Origin of the sequence: Halovenus aranensis, from assembly GCF_900100385.1 — an archaeon.
Lineage (GTDB): Archaea > Halobacteriota > Halobacteria > Halobacteriales > Haloarculaceae > Halovenus > Halovenus aranensis.
In genome coordinates this window covers 272,026-294,232 of sequence record NZ_FNFC01000001.1, presented here as the reverse complement: position 1 = coordinate 294,232, position 22,207 = coordinate 272,026, and the positions used below count along the sequence as shown (strand labels likewise).

General features: G+C 62.0%; 19 protein-coding genes. 5 read left to right on the top strand and 14 right to left on the bottom strand.

Annotated elements, in window-relative coordinates; translation table 11 throughout:
• Nucleotides 1-5: 5 nt before the first annotated feature.
• Together BLR34_RS01510 and BLR34_RS01505 are read right to left on the bottom strand one after the other, a co-directional pair.
• Nucleotides 6-1,541, bottom strand: a complete 1,536-nt coding sequence (locus tag BLR34_RS01510) for a bacterio-opsin activator domain-containing protein (RefSeq protein WP_092698708.1) — start codon at nt 1,539-1,541, stop codon at nt 6-8.
• Nucleotides 1,542-1,609: 68 nt separating this feature from the next.
• Complete coding sequence (locus tag BLR34_RS01505) at nt 1,610-2,596, bottom strand: sensor histidine kinase (RefSeq protein WP_092698853.1); 987 nt, start codon at nt 2,594-2,596, stop codon at nt 1,610-1,612.
• A 603-nt stretch (nt 2,597-3,199) separates the two neighbouring features.
• On the opposite strand from BLR34_RS01505, the gene BLR34_RS01500 reads away from it, so the two are divergent.
• The 3 genes from BLR34_RS01500 (at nt 3,200) to BLR34_RS01490 (ending at nt 6,455) form a co-directional block, all read left to right on the top strand.
• Nucleotides 3,200-3,607, top strand: a complete 408-nt coding sequence (locus BLR34_RS01500) for a winged helix-turn-helix domain-containing protein (protein ID WP_092698707.1) — start codon at nt 3,200-3,202, stop codon at nt 3,605-3,607.
• Nucleotides 3,608-3,644: 37 nt separating this feature from the next.
• Nucleotides 3,645-4,592 carry a zinc-dependent metalloprotease gene (locus tag BLR34_RS01495; protein WP_092698705.1) on the top strand — a complete coding sequence of 316 codons (948 nt, stop codon included), beginning with the start codon at nt 3,645-3,647 and terminating at the stop codon, nt 4,590-4,592.
• A gap of 90 nt (nt 4,593-4,682) precedes the next feature.
• Entirely contained in the window at nt 4,683-6,455 is a 1,773-nt protein-coding gene (locus BLR34_RS01490) for an Hvo_1808 family surface protein (RefSeq protein WP_143414099.1), read from the top strand.
• Between the two features lie 284 nt (nt 6,456-6,739).
• Here the strand turns inward: BLR34_RS01490 and BLR34_RS01485 are convergent, their stop codons facing one another.
• Nucleotides 6,740-7,765, bottom strand: coding sequence for an AAA family ATPase (locus tag BLR34_RS01485; protein ID WP_092698701.1), 1,026 nt, complete (start codon nt 7,763-7,765; stop codon nt 6,740-6,742).
• 102 nt (nt 7,766-7,867) lie between these two features.
• Between BLR34_RS01485 and BLR34_RS01480 the strand changes: the two genes are divergently transcribed.
• Entirely contained in the window at nt 7,868-10,579 is a 2,712-nt protein-coding gene (locus tag BLR34_RS01480; protein ID WP_092698699.1) for a M14 family metallopeptidase, read from the top strand.
• Nucleotides 10,580-10,676: 97 nt separating this feature from the next.
• Here BLR34_RS01480 and BLR34_RS01475 read toward each other — a convergent pair whose 3' ends face one another.
• From BLR34_RS01475 to BLR34_RS01465, 3 genes are all read right to left on the bottom strand, one after another.
• Nucleotides 10,677-11,474 carry an aldo/keto reductase gene (locus BLR34_RS01475; protein WP_092698697.1) on the bottom strand — a complete coding sequence of 266 codons (798 nt, stop codon included), beginning with the start codon at nt 11,472-11,474 and terminating at the stop codon, nt 10,677-10,679.
• 45 nt (nt 11,475-11,519) lie between these two features.
• On the bottom strand, nt 11,520-12,344 hold the full coding sequence (locus BLR34_RS01470; protein ID WP_092698695.1) for a DUF7537 family lipoprotein: 825 nt from the start codon (nt 12,342-12,344) through the stop codon (nt 11,520-11,522).
• A 74-nt stretch (nt 12,345-12,418) separates the two neighbouring features.
• Nucleotides 12,419-13,621, bottom strand: coding sequence for a threonine synthase (locus BLR34_RS01465; protein ID WP_092698693.1), 1,203 nt, complete (start codon nt 13,619-13,621; stop codon nt 12,419-12,421).
• Nucleotides 13,622-13,837: 216 nt separating this feature from the next.
• Between BLR34_RS01465 and BLR34_RS01460 the strand changes: the two genes are divergently transcribed.
• The gene (locus BLR34_RS01460) at nt 13,838-14,821 is read left to right on the top strand and encodes a phosphotransferase family protein (protein ID WP_176765199.1); all 984 of its coding nucleotides are present in this window, start codon (nt 13,838-13,840) and stop codon (nt 14,819-14,821) included.
• Nucleotides 14,822-14,951: 130 nt separating this feature from the next.
• On the opposite strand, the gene BLR34_RS01455 is transcribed toward BLR34_RS01460, so the two are convergent.
• The 8 genes from BLR34_RS01455 to BLR34_RS01420 all read right to left on the bottom strand — a co-directional run bounded on the left by BLR34_RS01455 (nt 14,952) and on the right by BLR34_RS01420 (nt 22,092).
• On the bottom strand, nt 14,952-16,088 hold the full coding sequence (locus BLR34_RS01455) for an ABC transporter ATP-binding protein (RefSeq protein ID WP_092698689.1): 1,137 nt from the start codon (nt 16,086-16,088) through the stop codon (nt 14,952-14,954).
• A gap of 3 nt (nt 16,089-16,091) precedes the next feature.
• Nucleotides 16,092-16,979 carry a carbohydrate ABC transporter permease gene (locus BLR34_RS01450; RefSeq protein WP_092698687.1) on the bottom strand — a complete coding sequence of 296 codons (888 nt, stop codon included), beginning with the start codon at nt 16,977-16,979 and terminating at the stop codon, nt 16,092-16,094.
• Nucleotides 16,980-17,930 (bottom strand): carbohydrate ABC transporter permease, encoded by a 951-nt coding sequence (locus tag BLR34_RS01445; protein ID WP_092698685.1) that lies wholly within the window; start codon nt 17,928-17,930, stop codon nt 16,980-16,982.
• Nucleotides 17,920-19,293 carry an extracellular solute-binding protein gene (locus tag BLR34_RS01440; RefSeq protein ID WP_092698683.1) on the bottom strand — a complete coding sequence of 458 codons (1,374 nt, stop codon included), beginning with the start codon at nt 19,291-19,293 and terminating at the stop codon, nt 17,920-17,922. The genes BLR34_RS01445 and BLR34_RS01440 overlap by 11 nt, the downstream gene beginning before the upstream one ends.
• 456 nt (nt 19,294-19,749) lie before the next feature.
• Entirely contained in the window at nt 19,750-20,304 is a 555-nt protein-coding gene (locus BLR34_RS01435) for a phosphatase PAP2 family protein (protein WP_092698681.1), read from the bottom strand.
• Between the two features lie 44 nt (nt 20,305-20,348).
• Complete coding sequence (locus BLR34_RS01430; RefSeq protein WP_092698679.1) at nt 20,349-20,816, bottom strand: metal-dependent hydrolase; 468 nt, start codon at nt 20,814-20,816, stop codon at nt 20,349-20,351.
• 27 nt (nt 20,817-20,843) lie between these two features.
• Nucleotides 20,844-21,614, bottom strand: coding sequence for a CDP-alcohol phosphatidyltransferase family protein (locus tag BLR34_RS01425; RefSeq protein ID WP_092698677.1), 771 nt, complete (start codon nt 21,612-21,614; stop codon nt 20,844-20,846).
• A gap of 85 nt (nt 21,615-21,699) precedes the next feature.
• A complete protein-coding gene (locus tag BLR34_RS01420) occupies nt 21,700-22,092 on the bottom strand; it encodes a DUF7475 family protein (RefSeq protein WP_092698675.1) in 393 nt (130 codons plus the stop codon).
• Nucleotides 22,093-22,207: the final 115 nt, after the last annotated feature.

Here is a 22,207-nt window from a genome sequence, read left to right as displayed (position 1 = left end):
CCCGTTCAGGAGTCGTCAGCGACATCGAAGAACTCTTCGAGCAGCTTGCGCTGTCCAGCACGCAGGTGGTGTAACAGCGTCGGCCCGGTAATGTCGAGCGCCTCGGCGACCTCCTGTGCGTTGCTCCCTCTGGGCGACTGAAAGTACTCCGCGAAAAAGGCCGTCCGGAGCGCGTTCTCTTGGCGCTCGGTCAGTTTGTCCCGGAGTTCGTCCCGGAACTCACGGGCGGTCGTTACATCTCGCTCGCGCTCGCGCTTTGCGAGGACCTCGACGTCGAACTCTCGGGAGAGGGCGTCGACGAGTCGTCGAACGTCTTCCTCCGGGGAACACTCGATGTCGATATCGCCGACGGCGTCGCCGAACTCGGCAGAACGGACAGTGACGCCACTGGCGGCGAGCAGGCCGAGTGGCGTTCGGGGGCCGAGCCGTGTCTCGAACACGCCCCCTTCCTCGTACTCGCCGATGAGTCTGGTACCACGGACGCTGTCGTGGTCGGCGAGTGAGTCGATCACATCGGAGACGGTCGCATCGTCGGCGATGAGATAACACAACAGGTCCTCACCCTGGGGAACAAGTCCGTCGAGCGAGAGTTGCGTGTCGGCCTCGGCAGCGGCAGCGACGAGCGGTGCCGCCGGGTCGGTCACCCGCAAGTCGAGTTCGACGACCGTATCCGACAACAGGAGGTTCCGGTGGCGCGTAGCGTTAACCGCGAAGCCGGCCATCTCACCGACCGTCTCGAAACTGGCCCGCTCGCGCTCCGAGAACGCATCCTGTTCGGCGGTGTAGACCCCGACGACGCCGTAGACACTGGAGCCGTGGGTGAGCGGAATCGCCAGCAGTGACTGGAGCCCGTCGGCGAAGGCGGCCCGACGAATCGGCTCTGGTATGTCGTCGTCGTCTCCGATGGGCTGGACGACGACCGACTCGCCCGAACCGATTGCCCGCTCTTCGGGGATTGTCGTCTCGTCGAGACAGGCTTCGATTTCGCCGAGCGTGCGGCCAGTCTGGCCCGCCGCTGCGCGGATGACGAGGTCGTCGCCGCCGAGTTCGCGCTCGGCGACCCAGGCGAACTCGTAGATGTCAGTCTCGCCGAGTCGGCGACAGATTGTCTCGGCAATCTCCTCACGGCTGGCCGCGTCGACGAGGTCGGCGAGAATATCCGATATGAGTCCGTTGAGCACGGTGAGTCGGTCGATATCGTCCTGTAACCCCGCTGTCCGCCGTCGCTGGTCGTATATCTCTGTCACGTCGTCGATATACACCAGCACGACCTCCTCGGCAGGGACGAGCGTCACGTCGAGCCACTGGTCGAGCGACGGGTAATACTCCTCGACGGATTGTGTCGTCTCCAGTGGCGAGTCGAACGCGCGCGGAACCGTGGCCTCGACAGAATCGGGAAAGACGGTCTCGATAGCTGCACCCTTGGCCTCGTCGGGACCACAACCGAGTGCCTCACAGGCAGCCTCGTTACAGTCCTGGACCGTGCCGTTGGCCGTCACCGTCAGGATACCAACGGGTGCGTGGTCCGCTACCTCGTGCATATGTCATCCCTCCGCAGGCAGCGATAAATAGTTGGCTCTCACGGGTAGCGACCGGGGAGCGAGGCGGTTCACTGCTGGTGGACTCCGTGGAGTTCGAACCGTGCACCACCAGAGTCGGCTTCGGTGACGGTGATTTCCCAGCCGTGCAGGTCGGCAATCCGAGCGACGATTGCGAGCCCTAATCCAGTGCCGTGCTCGTCAGACGAGTAACCTGGTTCGAGTACTCGTTCACGACGGTCGGCCGGAATCCCCGGCCCGTCGTCGGCGACATAGAAGCCGGGTTCGGTGTCAAGTTCGCCGACAGTCACTGTAACAGCGTGGTCGTCTGTCTCACCCGCCGTCCCGTGTTCGACGCTGTTGCGAAAGAGATTCTCGAAAAGTCGGCTGATTCGGTCGGGGTCGGCGAGTGCCGTCGGTAGCTCGTCTTCGACGGTCAGGCTCGCGCCGTTGGTCTCGACGGTTTCCCAGGCCTGTTTCGCGACTGCACCGAGTTCAACCGTCTCGTCTGGGTCGACGACGTCTTCGCCACGAGCAAGCGTCAGTACGTCCTGAATGATGCGTTCCATCCGCTCGTGTGCCTGCTCGACGTGGTCGAAATGCTCAGGCTCCTCGAATTCGCGAGCAGCCTGCAACCTGGCGCGGGCGACATCAAGCGGGTTCCGGAGGTCGTGGCTGACCACACTTGCGACGTGGTCGACCGCGATACCCTCCCGGAACGCGTCGCTCGATTCGGCGGACTCGTCTGTAACGTCGCTGAACACCAGGTAGCCGTCGGTCGACTCCGCCGGAGGTGTTACGTCGACCTGATACGCGGCGTCCTCGCCGTCGACGGTAAACTGCTGACCCTCGCCGAGCGCCGTCCGGAGGCAGTTGCTGTCCAACTGCCCGAAGATATCGGTCAGCGACTCGTCCCGTTCGACGGAACCGAGTCGCTCCTCGAACGACTCGTTTGTCTCGCGTACGACCACGTCGCCGTCATCGAACGCGAACCGACAGACTGGTACTGGGAGATTGTCTGCCGACAGTGCCTCGAGGGTGTTTCCGTTCTCTATCATTCTGTCACTCGTGGCTGTTCCCGACGGCTGATTTGTCGCCGGGCCCATGTCTGCTAACAATAACTGCGTGTTCCCACCCCTTAGTGATGGACACTAGCTATACAGAGACTCCCCAGTTGAAATAAACGAACAGGTAGCCATCACATCAAATCAGACACGGACGACAGTCCGCGACACGACTCTCGATGGGATAGACAAACAGGTGGATACAGTGTCGTGTCGGGCTCGGCAAGGAAACTCAGATAGAGCATCGAAAGACGGGAAGACGAGACGACACTGGCTGTTAAAGCAGAGAAGAATGAACGGAGAGGGGGCGGGAAAACCGGGGCAGGATTTCCCGACACCGTGACCGTTCAACTGTTGCTGGCTTTCCGTCAGGGGGGACGGATTCAGGCGGCATATGTTTGCCGCCATCGGTAGTCAGTTCGCACGTGTATTGAATCCACCATCGCTGTTTCTCGGTCAGAAACGACGCACTCGGCCGAGGCATCCGTACACGCCCGGGGTACATTTTCCCGTCTCTGTATAGCTAGATATAGATAGAGACGGCAACAATGATAGCTAGCCCTCCGTTCCACGTGGGAAGGGAAAGAGAGTATAGGTATGGCAAGTTCCCGACGCTCTGTCCGTCCGACGGAAGCACTCGACGAGACCGTAACTGTTCGCGGGTCTGCGGCGGAGTCGCTGCTCGAATTGCTCGGCGACGAGTACACCCAGCGCGTGCTGGCAGCACTCGGCGAGGACCCGATGACTGGAAGCGAGCTTATCGACCGTGCAGACGTATCGAAGGCGACCGCGTACCGTCGGCTCGACGACCTGCAGGAGGCAGACATCGTGGAGTCGACGCTGCACGTCGACCCCGATGGACACCACTGCGAACAGTACAGTCTCGCTGTCTCGGATATGGCCGTCTCGCTCGGCTCCGATGGGTTCGAGGTCGAGTTCGACGTCGGCGCCCCAGACACGGCAGGCGAGCGGAGCGTTCACGGGTTCATCCACGCAGACGACTAGGGAGAAGGTCTTTATTCGTCAGTCACAATCCACAGGCATGGGAATTTATCACAGCGTACGGGCAGTCACCGGTGCGAGTGGTGACGGCCCGATTGACTGGGAGGCCGTCGCGAACGCCGCCAAAGCGTCGGTCGAGCCCGGCAACCTCGATGTCTCCGATGCCGAACGGGAGGCATACGCCGCCGACGCCAAGGATGCGCGCGACCGCGTACGCGAGGTAACCGATATCGACTTCGACTTGCCAGACCGTGTCGAGATTCAGAACCGACACCACTGGCTCGACGCCAACGTGGCGACGTTCGAACGCGTCATGCGTCCCCTAGAACAGCAGGCACAGACCGCGCCGGGACTCGCACAGGTCGCAAACACCGGTTCGATGGCCTTTGCGTTGCGTTTTCTCTCGAAACACGTCCTCGGCCAGTACGACCCGCTGTTGCTTGCCGATGGTGAGCCCCACGCACTCTATTTCGTTCGGCCAAACATCAGACACGTCGCCGATGTACTCGGCGTTCCCTACGGCCGGTTCCGTCGCTGGATTGCCTTCCACGAGGTCACACACGCCGCGGAGTTCGGCGCGGCCCCGTGGCTCTCAGACCACCTCGAAGCTAACATGCAGGAGGCTATCGACAAACTCTCTGGCGGGGATATCGACCGAACCGCGCTGGGCGAACTCGACACCACGATGACCGCCGTCGAAGGCTACGCGGAACTCATCATGGACCGGGCGTTCGACGAGGAGTACGACGATATGCGCCGCAAGCTCGAACAGCGCCGAGAGGGACAGGGACCGGTCGAAGCGCTCATCCGCCGGTACCTGGGATTGAGCGTCAAGCGCCGCCAGTACGAGCGAGGCAAGGAGTTCTTCGAGACCGTCGTCGAGATGCGGGATGTCGAGACTGCCGGTCGGGTCTGGAAGTCGCCCGAGATGCTGCCGAGTGACGACGAACTCGACGACCCGGCGGCGTGGCTTCGTCGAGTCGAGTAGCTCAAATTACAAACGAAAACTCCGTTGTGTGACGTTGACTCACGCTTGAGATGCGATGACTTATTACGGTCGACGCCCGGTCATGTAATGATGCGACGGCGAACAACAGTTTTTGCGCTTGCAGTCGCCCTGATGGCCCTTGCTGCGGTGGCCGTGCCGGGGGCAGCGAGTCTCAACGATAGCACAGCGACAGAAGCAGGCGGCGTTACCGATAGCGTCGTTGCTGACAACCACATCGAGGAGTGTGCGGCCGAGCCGCCAGCGGACTACGCAGACCCCGATGGGGGTAACGAGGTCCTTGGCTGGGTCGACGGCATCTGGTACAACGAGCCACTAGCCATCGACACCTCCGACGGGCTCAACGACACCGAATTGGAACATCTCAGTGCACGAACCACCGCTCGCGTGGAAGCGATTCGGTGTCTGGCGGCGGTCGACGGAACCCCGCCGGTCCAGATTCAAACACGCGAGGAGTTTCAGGCTAACCAGACCGGAACCTATGCGAACGTCAGCGAGAAAAACAGGCTCGCCGATAACGCGCGTTTCGAGACGACGCTGATGATTAGCTCAGAGGAAGACTCGATTTCCGTGCGCGAAGCGAACCGCGGCACGACGGTGGGCGGCTTCTATAGTCCGACCGAGAACCGCATCGTCGTCGTTACCGACGACCCGGAGAACTTCCTCATCGAGGAGCAGGTCCTCGCACAGGAAGTCGGCCACGCAATCCAGGACCAGCAGTTCAACCTGACGCGTCTGGTCGGTGAGACGACCGACGAGGACCTCGGCTACGAGGGTCTCGTCGAGGGAGATATGAACCTCGTCGACCAGCGCTACCAGCAGGCCTGCAATGAGGGACTGTGGAACGAGCCCTGCGTGAGTGAATCCAACGAAAACGGCGGCGGCAGCGGCAGTGGTCCCGCGAATTGGGGACTGTACCTCCAGAGCTTCCAGCCCTACAGCGAAGGGCCGCCGTTTATCCAGTCCATCTACGAAGCAGAGGGCTGGGACGCAATCGATGCGATGTACGACAACCCGCCAGATTCGGCGCTGTACACCGTCTTCCCCGAGACCTACGAGGAGGTCGACCTCGCTGATGTCGAGGTTGCCGACCAGAGCAGCGACGGGTGGGAACGTCTCACCTGGGAGGACGAACTCGATTACGACACACTTGGGCCGAGCAACATCGCCGCGATGTTCATGGCCACGACGTACGACAGTCAACAGCCGATTATCGACCCGCAGTCGTTCCTCAACACCACGGCCGGCGGTGAGGTATCGAACACCCAGCCGCTGATTTACGGACACCCACAGACCGAGGGCTGGCGTGACGACAAGCTGTACACCTACCAGAACGGCAACCAGACAGGCACAGTCTGGAAAGTGGAGTGGGCCTCCGCCGAGGACGCCAAGCCGTTCATCGAGAGCTACGGACAACTCGCCGGGATTCGCGGCGGCGAGGCTGTCGACGGCTACGAGCACACGTACAGATTCGGCGAGAACAGCGACTGGGACATGGCGCTCACACTCGTCCCCGACGGGAGTACGGTGACCGTCGTCACCGCGCCGACCGTCGAGGACCTGACGGCAGTCCACGACATCGACCTCGTCGAGTCCCAGGAGTCGACGCCGACAGCAACTCCGACCGAGACGTCGACAGCAACTCCGACCGAGACGTCGACCGACAGCTCCGAGTCCGGTGACGACACCGCGGAGCCGACGCCGACCGAGACGCCAATGTCGGAAGACACGCCGACGGCAACCGAGACGCCGGAGGACAGCGACGGTGACGGCGCTGGCTTCGGCGTTCTCGCCGGCGTGCTCGCGGTCACTATGACCGCGCTCATCGTCCGCCGTCGACGGTAGCGAAAGCGCGCGAGTCGACAACAGATACCCTTATTTTATTTGTAGTTCAATATTTCGACAACGACGGTTCTCGACGTTGGGATGCTTTCCGTTCTGGCGCTACCGAGCCAATGACAGCACAGCGGTGAACACCAACAGTCAGGGTATCAACGGCTCCCGGGGGTTGTCGACCCGGACGGGCGTCCAAAGCGTGGCACCGAGGATGGCTCTGACGGTGATGACGGGCCGTACTACTGACGAGAACGCCGGGAGAGAACCGGTCGTCCGTGGCTGCCGGCGGGAGGTCAGTTCTCGGTGAACTCGACAGAGGAATCGAGCGTCGAAAGCAGATGTGAGAGGTGAATCCGGTCGCTCGTTCCCTCGGCGAGGTCCATGTCTATCTCACCCGCACGGCGGTGTATCGCGGCTAGCTCCGCTCCGGTGTATCGGGACCGAGCCACGTCGAGGACGGATTCGAGGACTTCCTCACCGCTGTACCCCTCGTCGATGAGTAGTTCGTCGAGCGTCGAGCGCGCGTCGGTGAAGTCGCCGGCCTCGGCGTCGGCAATCATCTCTTGGATGCGCTCGTCGGTGTCGACAGACGAGAGTACCTCGTATGCGGTGGTCATCGTGATTTCCCCCTCCTGTTCGACCGTCGTCTGTGCGGCCATGATTGCCTCCCGCAGGTCCCCGCCCGAGGCTCCGGCGACGTATTCGAGGCCGTCCTCGTCGTAGGGTGCGTCTTCACGGTCGGCGATGGTCGCGAGCACGTCGATACTTTCGTCCTGTGTTGGGGAGCGAACCGGAATTGGGTAACACCGTGAGCGAATCGGCGAGATGAGCGCGGAGGGTCGGCGCGTGGCGATGACAAACTGCGTCGCCTCGTAGTACTGCTCCATGACGCGGCGAAGCGCCTGCTGGAAGTCCTCGCGCATCCCCTCTGCGTTATCGAGCAACACCGTCTTGTAGTCGCCAGTCATCGGCGCGTTGGCCGCAGACTCCTTGAGGACGTGATTGATGAGGTCGGCTTTCGAGGAGTTGCGCCGCTGTTTCGAGTCGATGAACTGCGAGAACCGGGGGTCCTGGCTTATTTCCTTTTTCGTTGAGTCGAAAAAGTCAGCGACGTTGATTTCGATGCGGTCGGCGTCGGGCTTTGCGTGGACCTCGCGGGTGAGCGCGCGGACCGCAGCGGTCTTGCCCGCGCCTTTCGGGCCGTGGACGACGAGGTTCATCGGCTCTTCGAGCGCACGCTCGAAGTTCTCGCGTACCTCTTGCTGTGGCAACTCATCGAGCGCGGGGGCGTGTTTCTCCGTCCACAGTGGCGTCTCCATCGGCAGTCGGTACGGCACCGGCGAGTACAAATCTTCCCCTCTGGATGCGGCGGCCAGAAACGGTGGCTGAATATTTATGTCGCTCTTGGCCGACCAGCGAGCATGGATACCCGCCCCTCCATCACCCGCCGAGAGTTCGCCGCCCTCTCGGCTGGGGCTGTGGGAACGGCACTCGGAGCCGACGCCGCCACCGGGCGGTCGGTTTCGGCCGCCGAATCGACAGCACGCTACGAATTTCTGGTGAACAACATCGAGTCAGACCACACGATTCCGACGCTGCTTACCGTGGCCGACGGGTCGGCTGCCGACGTACTCGACGGCCGGGGCACGTCGGTCCGAACGCGTGAGGACGACCAGGTCGCCTACGCGAAGCTGACCACAGCAGAAGCGACCGCGGTCATCGACGCCGACGCCACCGAGCGCATCGAGTACGCTCCCGGGTCGAACCCGTTCTGGAAGCGCGAGGCGTACGACGACGGTGTCTTCCTCGACCCCGTCGATAGCGTCGATTTCATCGGCTTAGAGGAGGCCCTGACTGGCCTCAGTCACCTCGAACAGCGCCACGAAAACCGACTGAATCTTCGCAGTATCGGCACCGGAGCCGGCCACGACAACGTCTACATAGAACAGGAAGACCCACGGGAGGTATGGGCGCTCGAACTCACCGAGAACGTCGGCGACAGAGAGGCCGTCACGGAGAAAGCGACACTCGTCTTCACGCTGAGTGTCCACGGCGACGAACGGGCTGGAATCGAGGCCGGTCTCCGGTTCGTCGAGGAGGTGGTGTCGGGCGAGCGCCCCGACATCGAGGCGCTGCTCTCGGAGGTCGTCCTCGTGTTTGTCAGCCCGAACCCCGGCGGGTGGGTCGTCAGACAGCCGCTGTACGAGGACCCGGCACAGCCACCGGACTTTCGTCGGTTCAACGCCGCTGGACTGGACCCGAACCGCCAGTATCCGAGCGCAGGGTGGCTCCCACCAGACACCGTTCCCGGCGAGCCAAACGGACGCAATCTCACCGACGACGGCGACGGACTCGACGAGGACGTCCCCGACGAGACTGCCGAGAAGACTCCCGATACGGCCGCAGTTGTCGACTACCTTCGGTCACACGACAACGTCGAGTACGTCCTCGACTTTCACGGGATGTATGCTGATTCAAGCGCGGTCGTCGCCCTCACGCCACCGGGTGGAACCCCGGCCGACCGGGCAGACGTGGCGTTGCTCACTCGCGCTCTGGAGTCAGACATCACCTCGGCTCTTGGCTCGGTGTCGGAGCTCGAACCCGTCTTCGAAGCGGCCATCGACAACTACGAGACACAGGGCGCCTGTCGCGTCGAGCGCTTCTGTGAACCCCCAGAACGGTTGTTCGACCACGGCTCCGCGCTAGATATGTTCGGCTACACTGCCGCGGGCGCGGTCGACCGCTGGGCGATGACACCAGAATCGAACGGGGGCCTCGGCGCGACAGCGTTGACACTCGAAATCGTGTTCTCGAACTCGTTTCCCCGCGAGATGCGTGTGCCGTTCTTGCCGTCGGTGACGCAGTTCCACGTCGACGCCTACCAGACCGCGATTGCGACCACCGTCGAATACGCCGAGAACACGAGCAGCGGGACGGTCGCGACCAACGAGCGCACGACCGCGTACGTCCAGAGTGAGAGCGTCGCACGGTCGTCGGCTGACCTCCCCCACGTCGGGGGTTCGGAGACGGTCGCAAGCGGTGTCGGCACATCGAGCCCCGTCGGTGGCGAGTACCGACACAGGACACACGTCTTCGGCGGGTCGGCCGACCTCGATACCGGGACTGTGTCACTGACTGCGAGTCAGACACCCCCGAACCCGGAGTCGGTATTTGGCTACCAGCAACGCAGGTACGAGGTGACGCCGCTTGCCGTCTTCGATACCCTGGCCGACGCCGCCGATGCGTCGGTCGATGGCGTGCGTATCGATGCTATCCGTGACGGCGCACTCGTCGTCGACGGGACGCCGACCTACGACAATCTGGTAGTCTGTCACAACGACGGACTCGACGAGGCGTACCGCTCGGCGCTCACAGAGTACGTCGACGCCGGCGGGAATCTGGTGTTGACCGACGCCGGTGTCGCAGTCGCCGCCGAACTCGACGTGCCGGGTATCGATGCTGTCGAAGACGGGGACGTGACACGAGAGGAGCGGAGAGCGCCGTGGTACGGAGAGCCACCGGAGGAGGACCATCCGCTGTGCATCGACCGCAAGGGACTCGGCGAGGAGGGGACGCTCACAGGAGACCCGTGGGACTATCCGATGGTCGGGTACGTGCGCGGACAGCCGCCCAGTTACACCGTCTCCGAGTCGGCACTCGGCGACAGCGTTCGGATTGCGAGCCGCCAGAACGGAGACGTGCAGGCCGCGACAGTCCCGGTGGAAGGCGAGCGGATTGGTGTCCACCTGCTCGGAACGTTGTTACCGCCGGCAGAACAGGGAAATCTCCACCCCTTCGGCCTGCTCGACCAGAGCCTGACGACCTTCGGCTACACGTTGCTCTGTAACGCACTTGGCTACCGTCTCAACTGCTCGCTGAACGGCGAGACGGTGACCGGCTTTGGTGAAACAGTGACGCGCAAACTGGCCGAACAGCCCGAACCGACGCCGACGCCGACGGCAACCCCAACAGCGACAGAAACCGAAACCTCGACCGCGACACCCGCCCCCTCACCGACTCCGACGGGGGCCGACGGCGACGGTCCCGGGTTCGGCCCGCTGGCCGCCGTGTCGGGTGTGACCAGCTATCTGCTCGGCCGGCGGCTCACCGGAGACGACTCGACCGAGGAATGACTGCCGGCTGGCCGGGAGCTTCCGGAGCTATCACAGCAAGACGGCGTTCGAATCGACGACAGGCAGTGATACTACCCCAAACCAGCCACAGCATCCGCTATCGGTTCCAGGCCGCGTCGTCGGGGTCGAGCAGGCGCTCGCGTTCCTCGATGCCGGCGATGCGGTCGAGGTCGTCCTCGTCCAGCCGAATCGAGCGTGCTCCCCAGTTCTCGCGGACGTGGTCGCCGGTCGCCTTGGGTATCGGGACGACCGACTCCTGTGCGAGTCCCCAGGCGAGCGAGACCAGCGGCACCGACGTGTCGTGTTTGTCAGCAATTTCCTCAAGTACGGGGTGTGTGACTGAGGCCTGCCCGAGCGGGCAGTAGGCGACGAGGCTATGGTCGTACTCTCGGGCGTACTCCCGGAGTTCGTCCTGTTGGAGCAGGGGGTGACACTCGACTTGATGGGCCACGATGGGAGCGTCCAGAAGGTCCCGAGCCTCGTCGAGCAACGCGGGTGTGAAATTCGAGACGCCGACGTGGCGGGTCAGCCCGGCCTCACGGAGTTCATCCATCGCCTGTAGCGTCTCTTCGGGGTCGTAGGCCCGCATCGGCCAGTGGACATAGAGCAGGTCGACGTAGTCGAGTCCCAGGCGGTCGAGACTCTCCTCGGCCGTCGAGAGAGCGTCTTCGTAGGCGAGATTCTCGGGGAGGATTTTCGTCGCGACGACGACGTCCTCGCGGTCGACGCTGCTCTCCCGGATACCCGCGCCGACTGCCCGCTCGTTGTCGTACATCTGTGCCGTGTCGACGTGACGATACCCCATATCGAGCGCGTCGGCGACAGTCTCCCGGCAGGTATCCGGGTCTGTGTTGCCTGACGTGCCGAGACCGAGCGCTGGCAGGTCGAGTTCCATGACCGAGAGGTTGTGCCGAAGATAGTAATGGGTACTGCTCTGCACTCAACTGTCGCTCTCGACCCACTCCGGTCGCTCGACGGTAACGTCGCCGAGTTGGGTGATGAGGAAAGACTGGTCGACTGTGACCGTCCGACCGTCCTCGTCCTCGATTTCGAGATGCCTGCTGGCGTCGTGAACGACGCTCTCGCCGTCGACGAAGACCGTCCCGCTCGCGTCGGTCACCGTCCCTGACACACTGGACTCGTCGGGAGTGTCGAGGTCGAACCGAAGCAGTCGGCGGCCGTTCCGTCGGACCGTCTCGCTCGGGACGTAGGTCCCTGTCCGGAGGATGCCGCCGAGGCTCTCGCCGCCGTCGAGCATCTCCGGCGGATGCGTCTCTGCGAAGTCGTCCTGAAACTCGTTGCTTCTGGTGGTCGTCTCACCGTTGGCTGTGGCTTGAACGTGTTGTGTCCCGTTCTCGATATAGAGCCGATTCGTCTCGGAGGCGGCGTCGAATACGAGGAGGCGTCGCTCGGCTTCCAGGTTGCTTCGCCGCCGCTGGGTGACGCCAAGCGTCTGTTCGCCGTCGGCGGTGTTGACTAGTTCCTGTTCGAGCGCGTAGCCGTTTTCAGTCAGTGCCTCCCGCGTCGCATCGACGAGCGCTGCCGTATCGTCGATGCCGTCCTCGCTAGTTCCGGTCGGCGGGTCGAGCGGCGCTGGCTCCCCGCCGTCGTCCTCGGTGTCTTCGGCGGCGCTGTCGTTTCCATCAGAACCGTCACCTTGACAGCCTGTGAGTGTCGTCGAGACGGCGACGCCCGCAGTCGCCAGAATCGCCCGTCTGGTCGATACTCTCGTTGTCTCCCGATTGTCGTCCGTGCCCCCAGACATTCGCACGCAACTTCCAGACGGGACTCAATAGAGGTTGTCACTCGGCTCCGACGACACGCATCGGTGCCCTCAGGCTATCGCGACTTGGCGTGTTTGCCGATTTTCGAGGCCGTCTTCGCACCGGCACCGGTGTTGATGACGACGACGCTCTCGTCGGGTCCGAAAACACCCTCTGCGGCGAGTTCCATCGTGCCGGCAAGAGCGACAGCGGAGGTGACACACATCTCGACACCGGCCTGTCGGGCGGCGACCAGCGACGCGTCGAACGCGTCCTCGTCAGAAACGGCGACGCCCGTGCCGCCGGACTCGAAGACGGCTTCCAGCATCCACGGCGACGCCCCGGGGTCGGGAATCTCGACGCCGCGAGCGATGCTGTCGGGGTCGTCCCACGGCTCGTGTTCCTGTCTGCCCGCCTCGATTGCCTCGACGACTGGCGCCGCGCCGCTGGTCTGGGCGACGTGGAGCTTCGGCGGGTCCTCAGCCAGCCAGCCGAGTTCCCGGAGTTCTTGGTAGGCCTTCCAGATGCCGATGAGGCCAACGCCGCCGCCGGTCGGGTAGACGATGTGGTCCGGAGCCTCCCAGTCGAAGGCCTCGAACACCTCGTAGCCCATTGTCTTCTTGCCCTCGTGGCGGTACGGCGTCTGGAAGGTCTTGACCGAGTACCAGCCGTGTTCCTCGCGGGCCTCGGTGAAAGCAGCGCCGGCGTCGCCGATTTTTCCGTCGCTAAGATGGAGGTTCGCGCCGTGTGCGCGCACGAGGTCCTTCTTCACCGGCCCCGCCTGATGGTTGAGAAAGACGTGACAGTCCATGCCCGCGCGGGCGGCGTAGGCACTTGCCGACTGGCCGGCGTTGCCGGCGGAATTGAGCGCAACGTCAGTGACGTCCTGCTCGTTGGCACACGAGACTGCAGCGGCCTGCCCCCGGTCTTTGAACGTGTTCGTCGGGTTCTGGCCCTCGTCTTTGAACCAGAGGCTGTCAATGCCGAGGTCGTCTGCTAGTCCCGGCGCGTCGACGAGCGGCGTCGCTCCTTCGCCCATCGAGACGATAGCGTCGGGGTCTCGGACCGGCAACAGCTCTCGGTAGTCCCACATCGAGTCGCCACGAGCAGCCCACTCCTCTGGCGTGATATCGAGGGCGTCGTAGTCGTATTTGGGGTCGAGAATCCCACCACACTCCCGACAGGGGAAGTCGGTGAGGTCGAGGTCGTAGGTCGCGCCACAGGAGCGACAGGTGAGATGTGAGACGACTGTGCCAGTGGTCTCGCCGTCGGTGTACATAGCCGGACGGTGGTGCCTCGGACTGTTAAATCCACAGCCGTCCTGTTCGATAATCATAACGAGATACCGGAGCCGGGCGGCGTTCGGTTACGAAATACTATCGGACCGTTTCCCGACTGGCACCGGTCGGCTCCACCCGAGCAAGGCAGCGTGACAGACACACAGCCTGCCATCGAACAGACTGGTTATCACAGTGCAGCTATATAGTAATATATCGTGAAACTGCCCAACCCCGTCTCGACAGTTCTGGAAACGGAACTCGCGGCGTACGAACCTATCGAGCGCGTGACGGAGGGAGACCGCCACGAGACGTTCGTCGTCGTTGACGACACCGAGACCAGATACATTCTGAAGGTTTACGCAGACGGCGGACGGGGGCAAGGAGAGAACGGATACGAAGCGCCCGTCGTCACCTCGATACAGGGGTTCGAGTTCGTACCGGGCCTGCATCAGTCGGGCGTTGCAGACTCGTATCCGTACATCGTGTTCGAGCGGGTCGAAAACACAGAGCGATGGGGGACTCCAGCGTGGGAGCGGAAGGTAGCGAGGACGCTCGGCGAGACGCTCTCCCGTGTCCATACAGAGATTGAAGCCGCCGATAGCTGGGGACAGTCCAACGAAACGTATCCACCGCCCGAGCGTCTGGCACCGTCGATGTTGTTCGACACGCTCAGTGAGCTTCAGCAGGCGCCACACCGGCGTCTGCCCGGTATTCTCCCCGCTGTCGCGGATGCACTGCGGGAAACAGTGCCCGAAAGCGGCGTGATTCACGGCGATGTGACCGTCGATAACATCAGATTTGCAACAGAGACGTGTGTCCTCGTCGACTGGGAGACGGCTGGTTGCTCTGACGTGTGTTTCGACGTTTCGAAGGCGGAGCTGTGGGTGTTCCAGTTGTTCGAGCCACTGCTCTCGATGTCGACGGAGGCAGTTCTCTCGGAGTTCAGGGAGGCGTACGGGATTTCATCGTTGGCTGTCAAGCGCATCCGGGCGCTGAAGATACTGCTGCTCTGTCGCATGGTTGCCCGGGTCGACCGGCTCGGACCGTACGAGAGCTGGCAGCATCGGGTCGACGGTTCCTGTCTCGGACGGATTCTCACGGTGCTCGAACGGACGATGCGTGCTGCCGCGTTCATCGACACCGACCCGGAGCCCTCGCTGTCGAAACGTCGCCTGTCTGGCACAGCCACCGAGGGGTGAAACACCGTGGGGTCAGAGCGTTATCGGGTAGCTCACCGTCGTTACCGCCCTGACGCAATTCACAGCGGGCGGACTGACGCTGTACTCGGCCACCCTGTGTGAGGGTAGCTCTGGATTGTTCGGCTCGCAGTCAATCGACCTGCGTGTTCAGGTTGCTCTCGACCGGATCGCCTGGCAAGCCGTCTCGGCGCGCGACCGCGACACCGGTGTCGACGTCGAAGACGTGCACTCGCTGTGGTGGGAAGTCAACCCCGACCACGTCCCCACGTTCGACCGTTCCCGGGCCGTCGGTCGTGATAGTCAGCGTCGTGTCGGCAATGTCGACGTGTGCGTGTGATGTCTCACCCAGCGGCTCAACGACCCCGACAGTCCCCGTCGCTGCTCCCGTCTGTGGCTCGACGACGTCGATTGCACCCGGTCTGATACCGAGGGTGAAGGAGTTGCCAGACGACAGGTGGTCGGCCCGCTTGGGAACCGGATACTCGAATCCGTCGGCGACGAAGCGATCGCCCCGGCGCGTAACCTGAACCATGTTCATAGCTGGCTCGCCGATGAACTCCGCAACGAACCGATTCTGTGGCCGGTAGTAACACTCCAGTGGTTCGCCGACCTGTTGGAGCGTCCCGCCTCGCATCACTGCAATTCGGTCTGCCATCGTCATCGCCTCAGTCTGGTCGTGGGTGACGTACACCGTCGTGACATCGAGGTCCTCCTGGAGTTGCTGGATTTCGGTCCGCATCGTCGACCGGAGCGAGGCGTCGAGGTTGCTGAGTGGCTCGTCCATCAGGAACACCGAGGGGTCTCTGATGATAGCCCGTCCGAGTGCGACCCGCTGTTTCTGGCCCCCCGAGAGCGACTTCGGTTTCTGGTCGAGTAACCTATCGATGTCGAGTAACTCGGCGGTCGATTCGACCCGCTCGCGGCGCTCGGCAGCCGTGAGGCCTGTCGTCATTTTGAGTCCGAACTCCAGGTTCTCTGCGGCGGTCATGTGCGGGTACAGCGCGTAGTTCTGGAACACCATCGCGATGTCACGTTCTTCGGGCCGCCGCTCGTTCACGGGGTCGCCACCGATGCGAATCGTCCCATCAGTGACAGAGTCCAGGCCGGCGATACAGTTCAGCGTCGTCGACTTTCCACACCCGGACGGCCCGACGAGCACGAGAAGCTCTCCGTCGGAAACCGACAGCGAGAGGTCTGAGACCGCTTCGACACTGTCCTCGCCGCGTCCAAACGTCTTCCGTAGGTCGTTGAGTTCGAGTCGTGCCATGAATTATCCCTTGACAGCTCCGTCGGTGAGTCCGCGAACGAAGTACCGCTGTAACGCAACGAAGAAGATGACTATCGGGACGATACCAATGACAGCAGCGGCAGCGATGTTGGTCCACTGTGTGGCCAACTGGTTGTCGAACACGTAGATGCCCATCGAGAGCGTGTACAGGTCCTCCCCGCCGGGGCTGAGCATCGTATACGCCATCACGAACTCAGACCAGGTCAACACAAAATTGAAGATGGCAACGACGGCGATTCCCGGCATTACCGGCCGCAACAGCACGTACCGGAGCGTCTGGAGGCGGTTACAGCCGTCGATACGCGCAGCCTTGTCGAGCTCTGTGGGAATCGTGTCGAAATACCCCTTTAACAGCCACAGCGAAAACGGAATTTGGAGACCAATGTACAGCAAGATAAGCCCTGTGTGACTCTCAGTTAGTCCGAGCGTTCGCATGATATCGTACAGCGGCAACACAATCACAATCGGCGAAATCATCTGAAACCCCAACACGGCCAGGAGGAGCGACCGCCGCCCGCGGAATCTGAACCGGGAGAACCCGTAGGCAGCTGGCGTCGTCACGAGGAGGATGCCAGTGACCGAGAGAACGGCGACGAACAGGGTGTTTCGCATCCAGCGGAGCAGCCCGCTGTCGAGGACCTCTCGGTACGAGTCCAACGACGGGTTGCTCGGAAGCAACTCGAGCGACGTGTACACTGCGCCCTCGGTCCGCAGGCTGAGTGAGATGACCCACAGTACCGGGAACAGGAAAAAGAGTACCGCCAGCCCGTAGACGAGGTAGGTGACCCCATCGTAGCAGTACCGGCGAATCTGCGACCAGGAGACATCCAGTCGAGCACCGCCGAACGTGGTGTCAGTGCGCCCCGCCATCTATATCTCCTCACTGATGTCGAAAAGGCGGAAGTACACGGCAGTGACGACCAAAGTTACCATCAGCAAGACGACTGCCGTCGCGGCGGCCATCCCCATCTCGTAGCTGTTGAACGCCGACTTGTACATCGAGAGTGCGATGACCTCCGTCGCGCGACCGGGACCGCCGTTGGTCAGCGCGAAGATGAGGTCAAAGGAGTTCAGCGAGTAAATGGTCACGAGGATGGTCACGACGAAGACCACCGACTTGAGCTGTGGCAGTGTGACATACCGAAACCGGGCCAATGGCCCTGCCCCGTCTATTTTCGCGGCCCGGTACAGTTCGTCTGGGACGCGCTTGAGGCCGGCATAGAACATAATCATCGAGAACGCGGTGCCACGCCAGGCCCCGGCGGTGATGACCGAAACCACAGCAATCTGTGCATCCGAAAGGAACGGGACGATACCGAATCCCAGCCGTCCCAGTGCGTTGTTGACGACGCCGACGTTTGTCTCTAAGAGCATGATTTTCCAGACCAGGCCGATGATGATTCCCGGGACAATCCAGGCGCTGAGGACGACGACACGAGTGAACAGTGGGCCACGCAGCCCCCGCCTGACGCCGTAGTCGATAGCGAGTGCCAGTCCGAGTCCGAGCCCAATCTGGAGTATGATACTCGCAATCGAGTAGAGGCCGGTGACCCTGAGCGTCGAATAAAACCGCTCGCTGCCGAGCAGTCGACGGTAGTTCTCCAGCCAGACGTACGATTCCTCGGAGGTTATGAGGCTCATGTCGGTGAGGCTCATCCGGAAGACCTCGAACACCGGATACAGCTGGAAGACGGTGATAAACAGCAGCGCGGGCAACAGCCAAAACAGCGGCCGCGAGACAACACTGTCGACGTAGGTGCCGACGGTTCGGCGAATGCCACTCCCCGACGAAGGGTCGTCTATCGCAGCGTCAGATGTCATAGTCAACATCACCGTCATACGCTGCGGCGATGTTATCGAGCATCGTTCCGACCGCCTCAGTCGGCGAGGATTGGCGAGTAAACACGCGTTCTTTTGCTGTCACCCACTCTCCTTCGATTGCCTCGAAGTATATCGCAGCACTTGGCCGAGCGACGCCGTTTTCCAGGAACGTTCGGAACTGGTCTTGGAATCTGAACGTATCGCTACTGAACAGGTCGTCGTCCTCGAAGACAGAAGCTCGGGTCGGGAGCTGTGACCCCGCTTCACAGTACCGACCCATCGTCTCGGGTTCGACGGCTTTTGCCGCGAACGACTTGGCTGCCTCTGCAACGTCTCCCTCCTGTGCGTAGACGCCCTCTGTCCAGCCGCCGACACCGGTTGCGAACTGGTCGGCCTCTCGCATCGGTATCTCCGCGACATCCCAGCGGTCGGGGTTGTCGTCGTTTGGCTCGATACTAATTTGGTATCGAGAGTTGCTACCGATGAACATTGCCGACTGGCCGTTTGCCGCCTCCTCGCCGAGCTGTGCCGGGTCATCGAGGGTGCCGACTCGCTGTGGCGTAACCCCCTGTTCGACGAGGTCGTCGAAGAACTCGAATGTCGAAAGGAGCGCGTCGTAGTTGTCCTCGTTACCCAGCACCGGCGCACCGTCGTCGTCGACCAGTTCGCCGCCCTGCCCCCAGAAGAGCGGCAGCGTATCTAGCGCGCTCATCTGGAGGGTAAATCCGTCTATGTCTTCCCCCTCCGCAATCGCACTGCCAACTTCTAGCACGTCGTCCCACGTGCGTGGTGGCTCACCGTCTCCGTACTCCTCGACAAGGTCGGTCCGGTAGTACAAGCAGCGAAGCCCCGTGTAAAACCACGCTGCGAGGAGGTCACCGTCTTCCATCGCGGTTTCCCGAACGAACGGAAAGAAGTCATCGACATCGTCGACGTAGTCGTTGAGCGGCTGGAGATACTCCCGGTTGTCCGGAACCCAGATGGAGTCGAGCGTCGAGGACGGCGGTGCCTCGCCACTGCTCGCACGCGTGACGAGCTGTGACTCCCACTGGTCCAAGTCTGACTGGTAGACCAGATTCGCCTGGTACTCCGGGTTCTCCTCGGCCCACTCCTCGAACCGGGCTCGCATCGCAGACGCAGTCTCTGCCTGGAGGCTCTCGTCCTCGTCGGGAGAGTAAAACGCGCTCGTCCAGTGGTCGAACTCGACGTCCCCGTCTCCGACCCGAGTGTGTGTTACCAGGCTATCGTCGTCGTCGTCACCCCCTGTACATCCAGCAAGTGTTGTTGTTCCTATTGCACCGGTTGCCAGCAGGAACGTTCGTCGCGTCGATTTCGTGTCGCTTTCCTCAAGTATCCTTGACATAATATATTTCCAGAACTCTGTGAACAAATAACTATCCCACAGACTGGTAATCAACGCCGCGGGTCGAGTCGAAGCGGCCATCCACAGTTGGTTCAGGGAGGAGTATCGGCCTACTGTAGTCCTCTGGTCCGACGAGAGCCACAGAGTGGTTCCCGGCTGTGATACATCCAGCGAGAGTCGCGGCTTCCCACCGTTCAGTGGGGTGAAAGTTCGAGTCTACAGAGAGGCTCCGTTTCTCCGTTCGCGTCGAAAGGGGGCGCTGCTTCTACGCGAGAGACCTGTCGTAACGTTCAGTACAGGCGGTCCGTGGTATTGCGGTATGTGGAGTCAGCCCGGCGGTGAGAACGAGGCCGAAGACAAGAAACAGATGCTGCTTCGGTATGTGTTTTGGATGGTTGTCACGATTATTCTCGGATATATTGTACTGATTGTCCTGTAGACGGTCGTGCAGACCGCCTACAGTCGGTCCGTTACCTGCGTCACCAGCGCGTGCTGGCGCAGTCGGGTGGCTCCGTAGAACGCGACAACCCCAATCAGCACGCCAGCGACCGTATCCGAGAAGTAGTGAGTGCCGAGATAGACTCGTGAGATGGCTATCGTTCCAGCGAGGAGCGCCACAACACCGAACGGGAGCACCGACGACTTTCGAGCGGCCATCGCGTAGATGGTAACTGCACCGGCGTGGCCCGACGGAAACGACGCAGCAACACTGCTCGTATCGCCCGTCATACAGACCGGCCCGGGTGGCAGCGGTCGCTGAATCGTTGCCCACAACGTCGCAACACAGATGCCGGTGATTGCAAGCGCGATGGCACTGGTGTAGAGTTCCTCGTCCCACCCGGCGAGATAGCAGACACCCAAAAACACGAGCGCGGCAGTCCCAGAGCCGAGGCCAGTCACCGATGTCATCACCTTCGTCAGGAGTGGATGTCGGAACGCAAGGACAACGTCGACGACCTGGTTGTCGACCCGCGTGATGAAATCCAGAACGTCAGTGAGAGCGCCGTACATGTCCACAGAGTATCGGTTGTGCAGCTTTATTCTCATTGGTTACCTCAGTCAGTTCGCTCCAGTCGATGGCGAGCTATGCGAACGGCGACAGTACCCAGTATCCCCCAGATGAGCAGTTCGAGATAGAACGACGGTGTTCCAAGATAGTACCAGAAAAACGACCCCGGTGGAATCGCCGGCGGGTCTGGCGGCCTGACGACCGGCCAGAACAGAAACAGCGCATCGGAAGCCCGTCCGTTGACGATGACGTGTACCGCGTCGAGGACAAGATGTGACACCCACCCCGTTGCTAGGGCCAGTCCACCGCGGCTCGACAGTACAATCGGAACCAGGGCAACGACAACAACCAGACCAGCGTGTCCAACCGAGTGAAACAGCGTCGTTATCCCGAATAGGCCGAGTGGCTTGTCCACGAGGTCCGGCATCGCTGCCCCGATGACGAGCCACAGCGGCGAGAGGTCGCTGGCTCTGGAAAACAGACCCGCGGCCGCAAGATGTGTCGGGAACAGCATACCGGAGATTCGTGGCCGATGGACAAATCAGTGTGTCGTCCCCAGCCGGCCGGTGACGTGGTAGTAGTCTCGCACGAAGACCGCAATCGAAGGCGCGAGCGCCAGCGGCGCGACGCTGTGGACGTATGCTGTCGGGGCCGTCGGCACGAGCGCGACAGTGATAAAGACCATCTGGAGGCCAGCGAGATATCGCCCGAGGTCGCTGTCTGGCAACGAATAGACGGTCCCGCCGCGCCAGCGGCGGAGCCACACCGCACCGACGAACGCGTATCTGGCTCCCGAGAGAGCGAGATAGTAGACGGGCAGTGCGCCCCACAACACTGCCACAAGTGGCGCGACGACGAAGCCAAATGTGTCAAAGGCCTGGTCCAGACGGGTCCCTAACGTCGTCTCTTGGCCGACTGTCCGCGCGATAGTGCCGTCGAGTTGGTCCAACACGACGCCAACCCCGTAACACGCTGCCGGCACCCAGGCAATCGCTGCCTCGGCCGGGACAACCACAAACCCCGCGACGACAGCGTACAGCGCCCCGCGGAGAAGCGTGACAGCGTTTGCTATCCCGAACACCGCACTCCGGGGAGACTGGACGAGGACAGATGCGTCCAGACTGTAACTCAGATAGAGGAGCTGTCCGGCCAGACAGGCACCAGTAACGACGGCAGGGTGGACGGTAGCGTCTGGGATGTCCCTCTCGGGAACGACGACGAACAGAACGGCGGTAAGGGCAATCCCAACAGTAAGCGAGATGCCAACGTGAACGACAGATTGGACCGGCGTTCGCTCTATCTGAGTCCCCATTACAACCCCCTCCGTCGGGCGCGTGAATCGACAGACCGACGACACACACCGGACGTGCGACAACAGGCACGCACACGACTCACCGTCACGAACTGTCCCACAGAAGTACGGCCACTACGATGATGAGGATGACCTGTGCAATTTTGTCGATAGCGCCGAGTGTTCCGATATCGCCGGGGAACGATTTGCCATCGCCCGTGAAGTTGAACAGATACCACAGAACGATTTGCCCGAGGGTAAACGGAATGCCAAGCGCGTAGACTGCCCGGCGGCGAACGTCGGCGAGAGCGAGCGCGATACCGGCGAGAAACCCGAGTCCCGCAACGAGAAAGCTGATACCGAGCCCATCTGGAAACATCCGGACACCAAGCAGGAAGTGAACGCCTGCGCTGGCGAGGGCCGCGATAACACCAGTCCAGCGGAGCAAAGCCAGTGACCGTGGATGGAGTGTCTGCGTCCGCTGTTCTGTCGTCGTCATACTGTCAGAATGTCCTGTGTGGATATATATGACACACCAAACTGATTTGGCTAGTGTGGGAATGCTCTCGACGAGACACCCGAGGGCACAGTATCGGCAGCTCACTGGCGGTAAC

Excerpts from the sequence above, each read along its gene's own strand:
- BLR34_RS01425 (WP_092698677.1), bottom strand. The coding sequence starts at position 21,614 with ATGGGGACTCAGATAGAGCGAACGCCGGTCCAATCTGTCGTTCACGTT.
- BLR34_RS01490 (WP_143414099.1), top strand. The coding sequence starts at position 4,683 with ATGCGACGGCGAACAACAGTTTTTGCGCTTGCAGTCGCCCTGATGGCC.
- BLR34_RS01480 (WP_092698699.1), top strand. The coding sequence starts at position 7,868 with ATGGATACCCGCCCCTCCATCACCCGCCGAGAGTTCGCCGCCCTCTCG.
- BLR34_RS01485 (WP_092698701.1), bottom strand. The coding sequence starts at position 7,765 with ATGGAGACGCCACTGTGGACGGAGAAACACGCCCCCGCGCTCGATGAG.
- BLR34_RS01510 (WP_092698708.1), bottom strand. The coding sequence starts at position 1,541 with ATGCACGAGGTAGCGGACCACGCACCCGTTGGTATCCTGACGGTGACG.
- BLR34_RS01435 (WP_092698681.1), bottom strand. The coding sequence starts at position 20,304 with ATGTACGGCGCTCTCACTGACGTTCTGGATTTCATCACGCGGGTCGAC.
- BLR34_RS01475 (WP_092698697.1), bottom strand. The coding sequence starts at position 11,474 with ATGGAACTCGACCTGCCAGCGCTCGGTCTCGGCACGTCAGGCAACACA.
- BLR34_RS01440 (WP_092698683.1), bottom strand. The coding sequence starts at position 19,293 with ATGTCAAGGATACTTGAGGAAAGCGACACGAAATCGACGCGACGAACG.
- BLR34_RS01505 (WP_092698853.1), bottom strand. The coding sequence starts at position 2,596 with ATGATAGAGAACGGAAACACCCTCGAGGCACTGTCGGCAGACAATCTC.
- BLR34_RS01500 (WP_092698707.1), top strand. The coding sequence starts at position 3,200 with ATGGCAAGTTCCCGACGCTCTGTCCGTCCGACGGAAGCACTCGACGAG.
- BLR34_RS01450 (WP_092698687.1), bottom strand. The coding sequence starts at position 16,979 with ATGGCGGGGCGCACTGACACCACGTTCGGCGGTGCTCGACTGGATGTC.
- BLR34_RS01430 (WP_092698679.1), bottom strand. The coding sequence starts at position 20,816 with ATGCTGTTCCCGACACATCTTGCGGCCGCGGGTCTGTTTTCCAGAGCC.
- BLR34_RS01455 (WP_092698689.1), bottom strand. The coding sequence starts at position 16,088 with ATGGCACGACTCGAACTCAACGACCTACGGAAGACGTTTGGACGCGGC.
- BLR34_RS01495 (WP_092698705.1), top strand. The coding sequence starts at position 3,645 with ATGGGAATTTATCACAGCGTACGGGCAGTCACCGGTGCGAGTGGTGAC.
- BLR34_RS01470 (WP_092698695.1), bottom strand. The coding sequence starts at position 12,344 with ATGTCTGGGGGCACGGACGACAATCGGGAGACAACGAGAGTATCGACC.
- BLR34_RS01445 (WP_092698685.1), bottom strand. The coding sequence starts at position 17,930 with ATGACATCTGACGCTGCGATAGACGACCCTTCGTCGGGGAGTGGCATT.
- BLR34_RS01420 (WP_092698675.1), bottom strand. The coding sequence starts at position 22,092 with ATGACGACGACAGAACAGCGGACGCAGACACTCCATCCACGGTCACTG.
- BLR34_RS01465 (WP_092698693.1), bottom strand. The coding sequence starts at position 13,621 with ATGTACACCGACGGCGAGACCACTGGCACAGTCGTCTCACATCTCACC.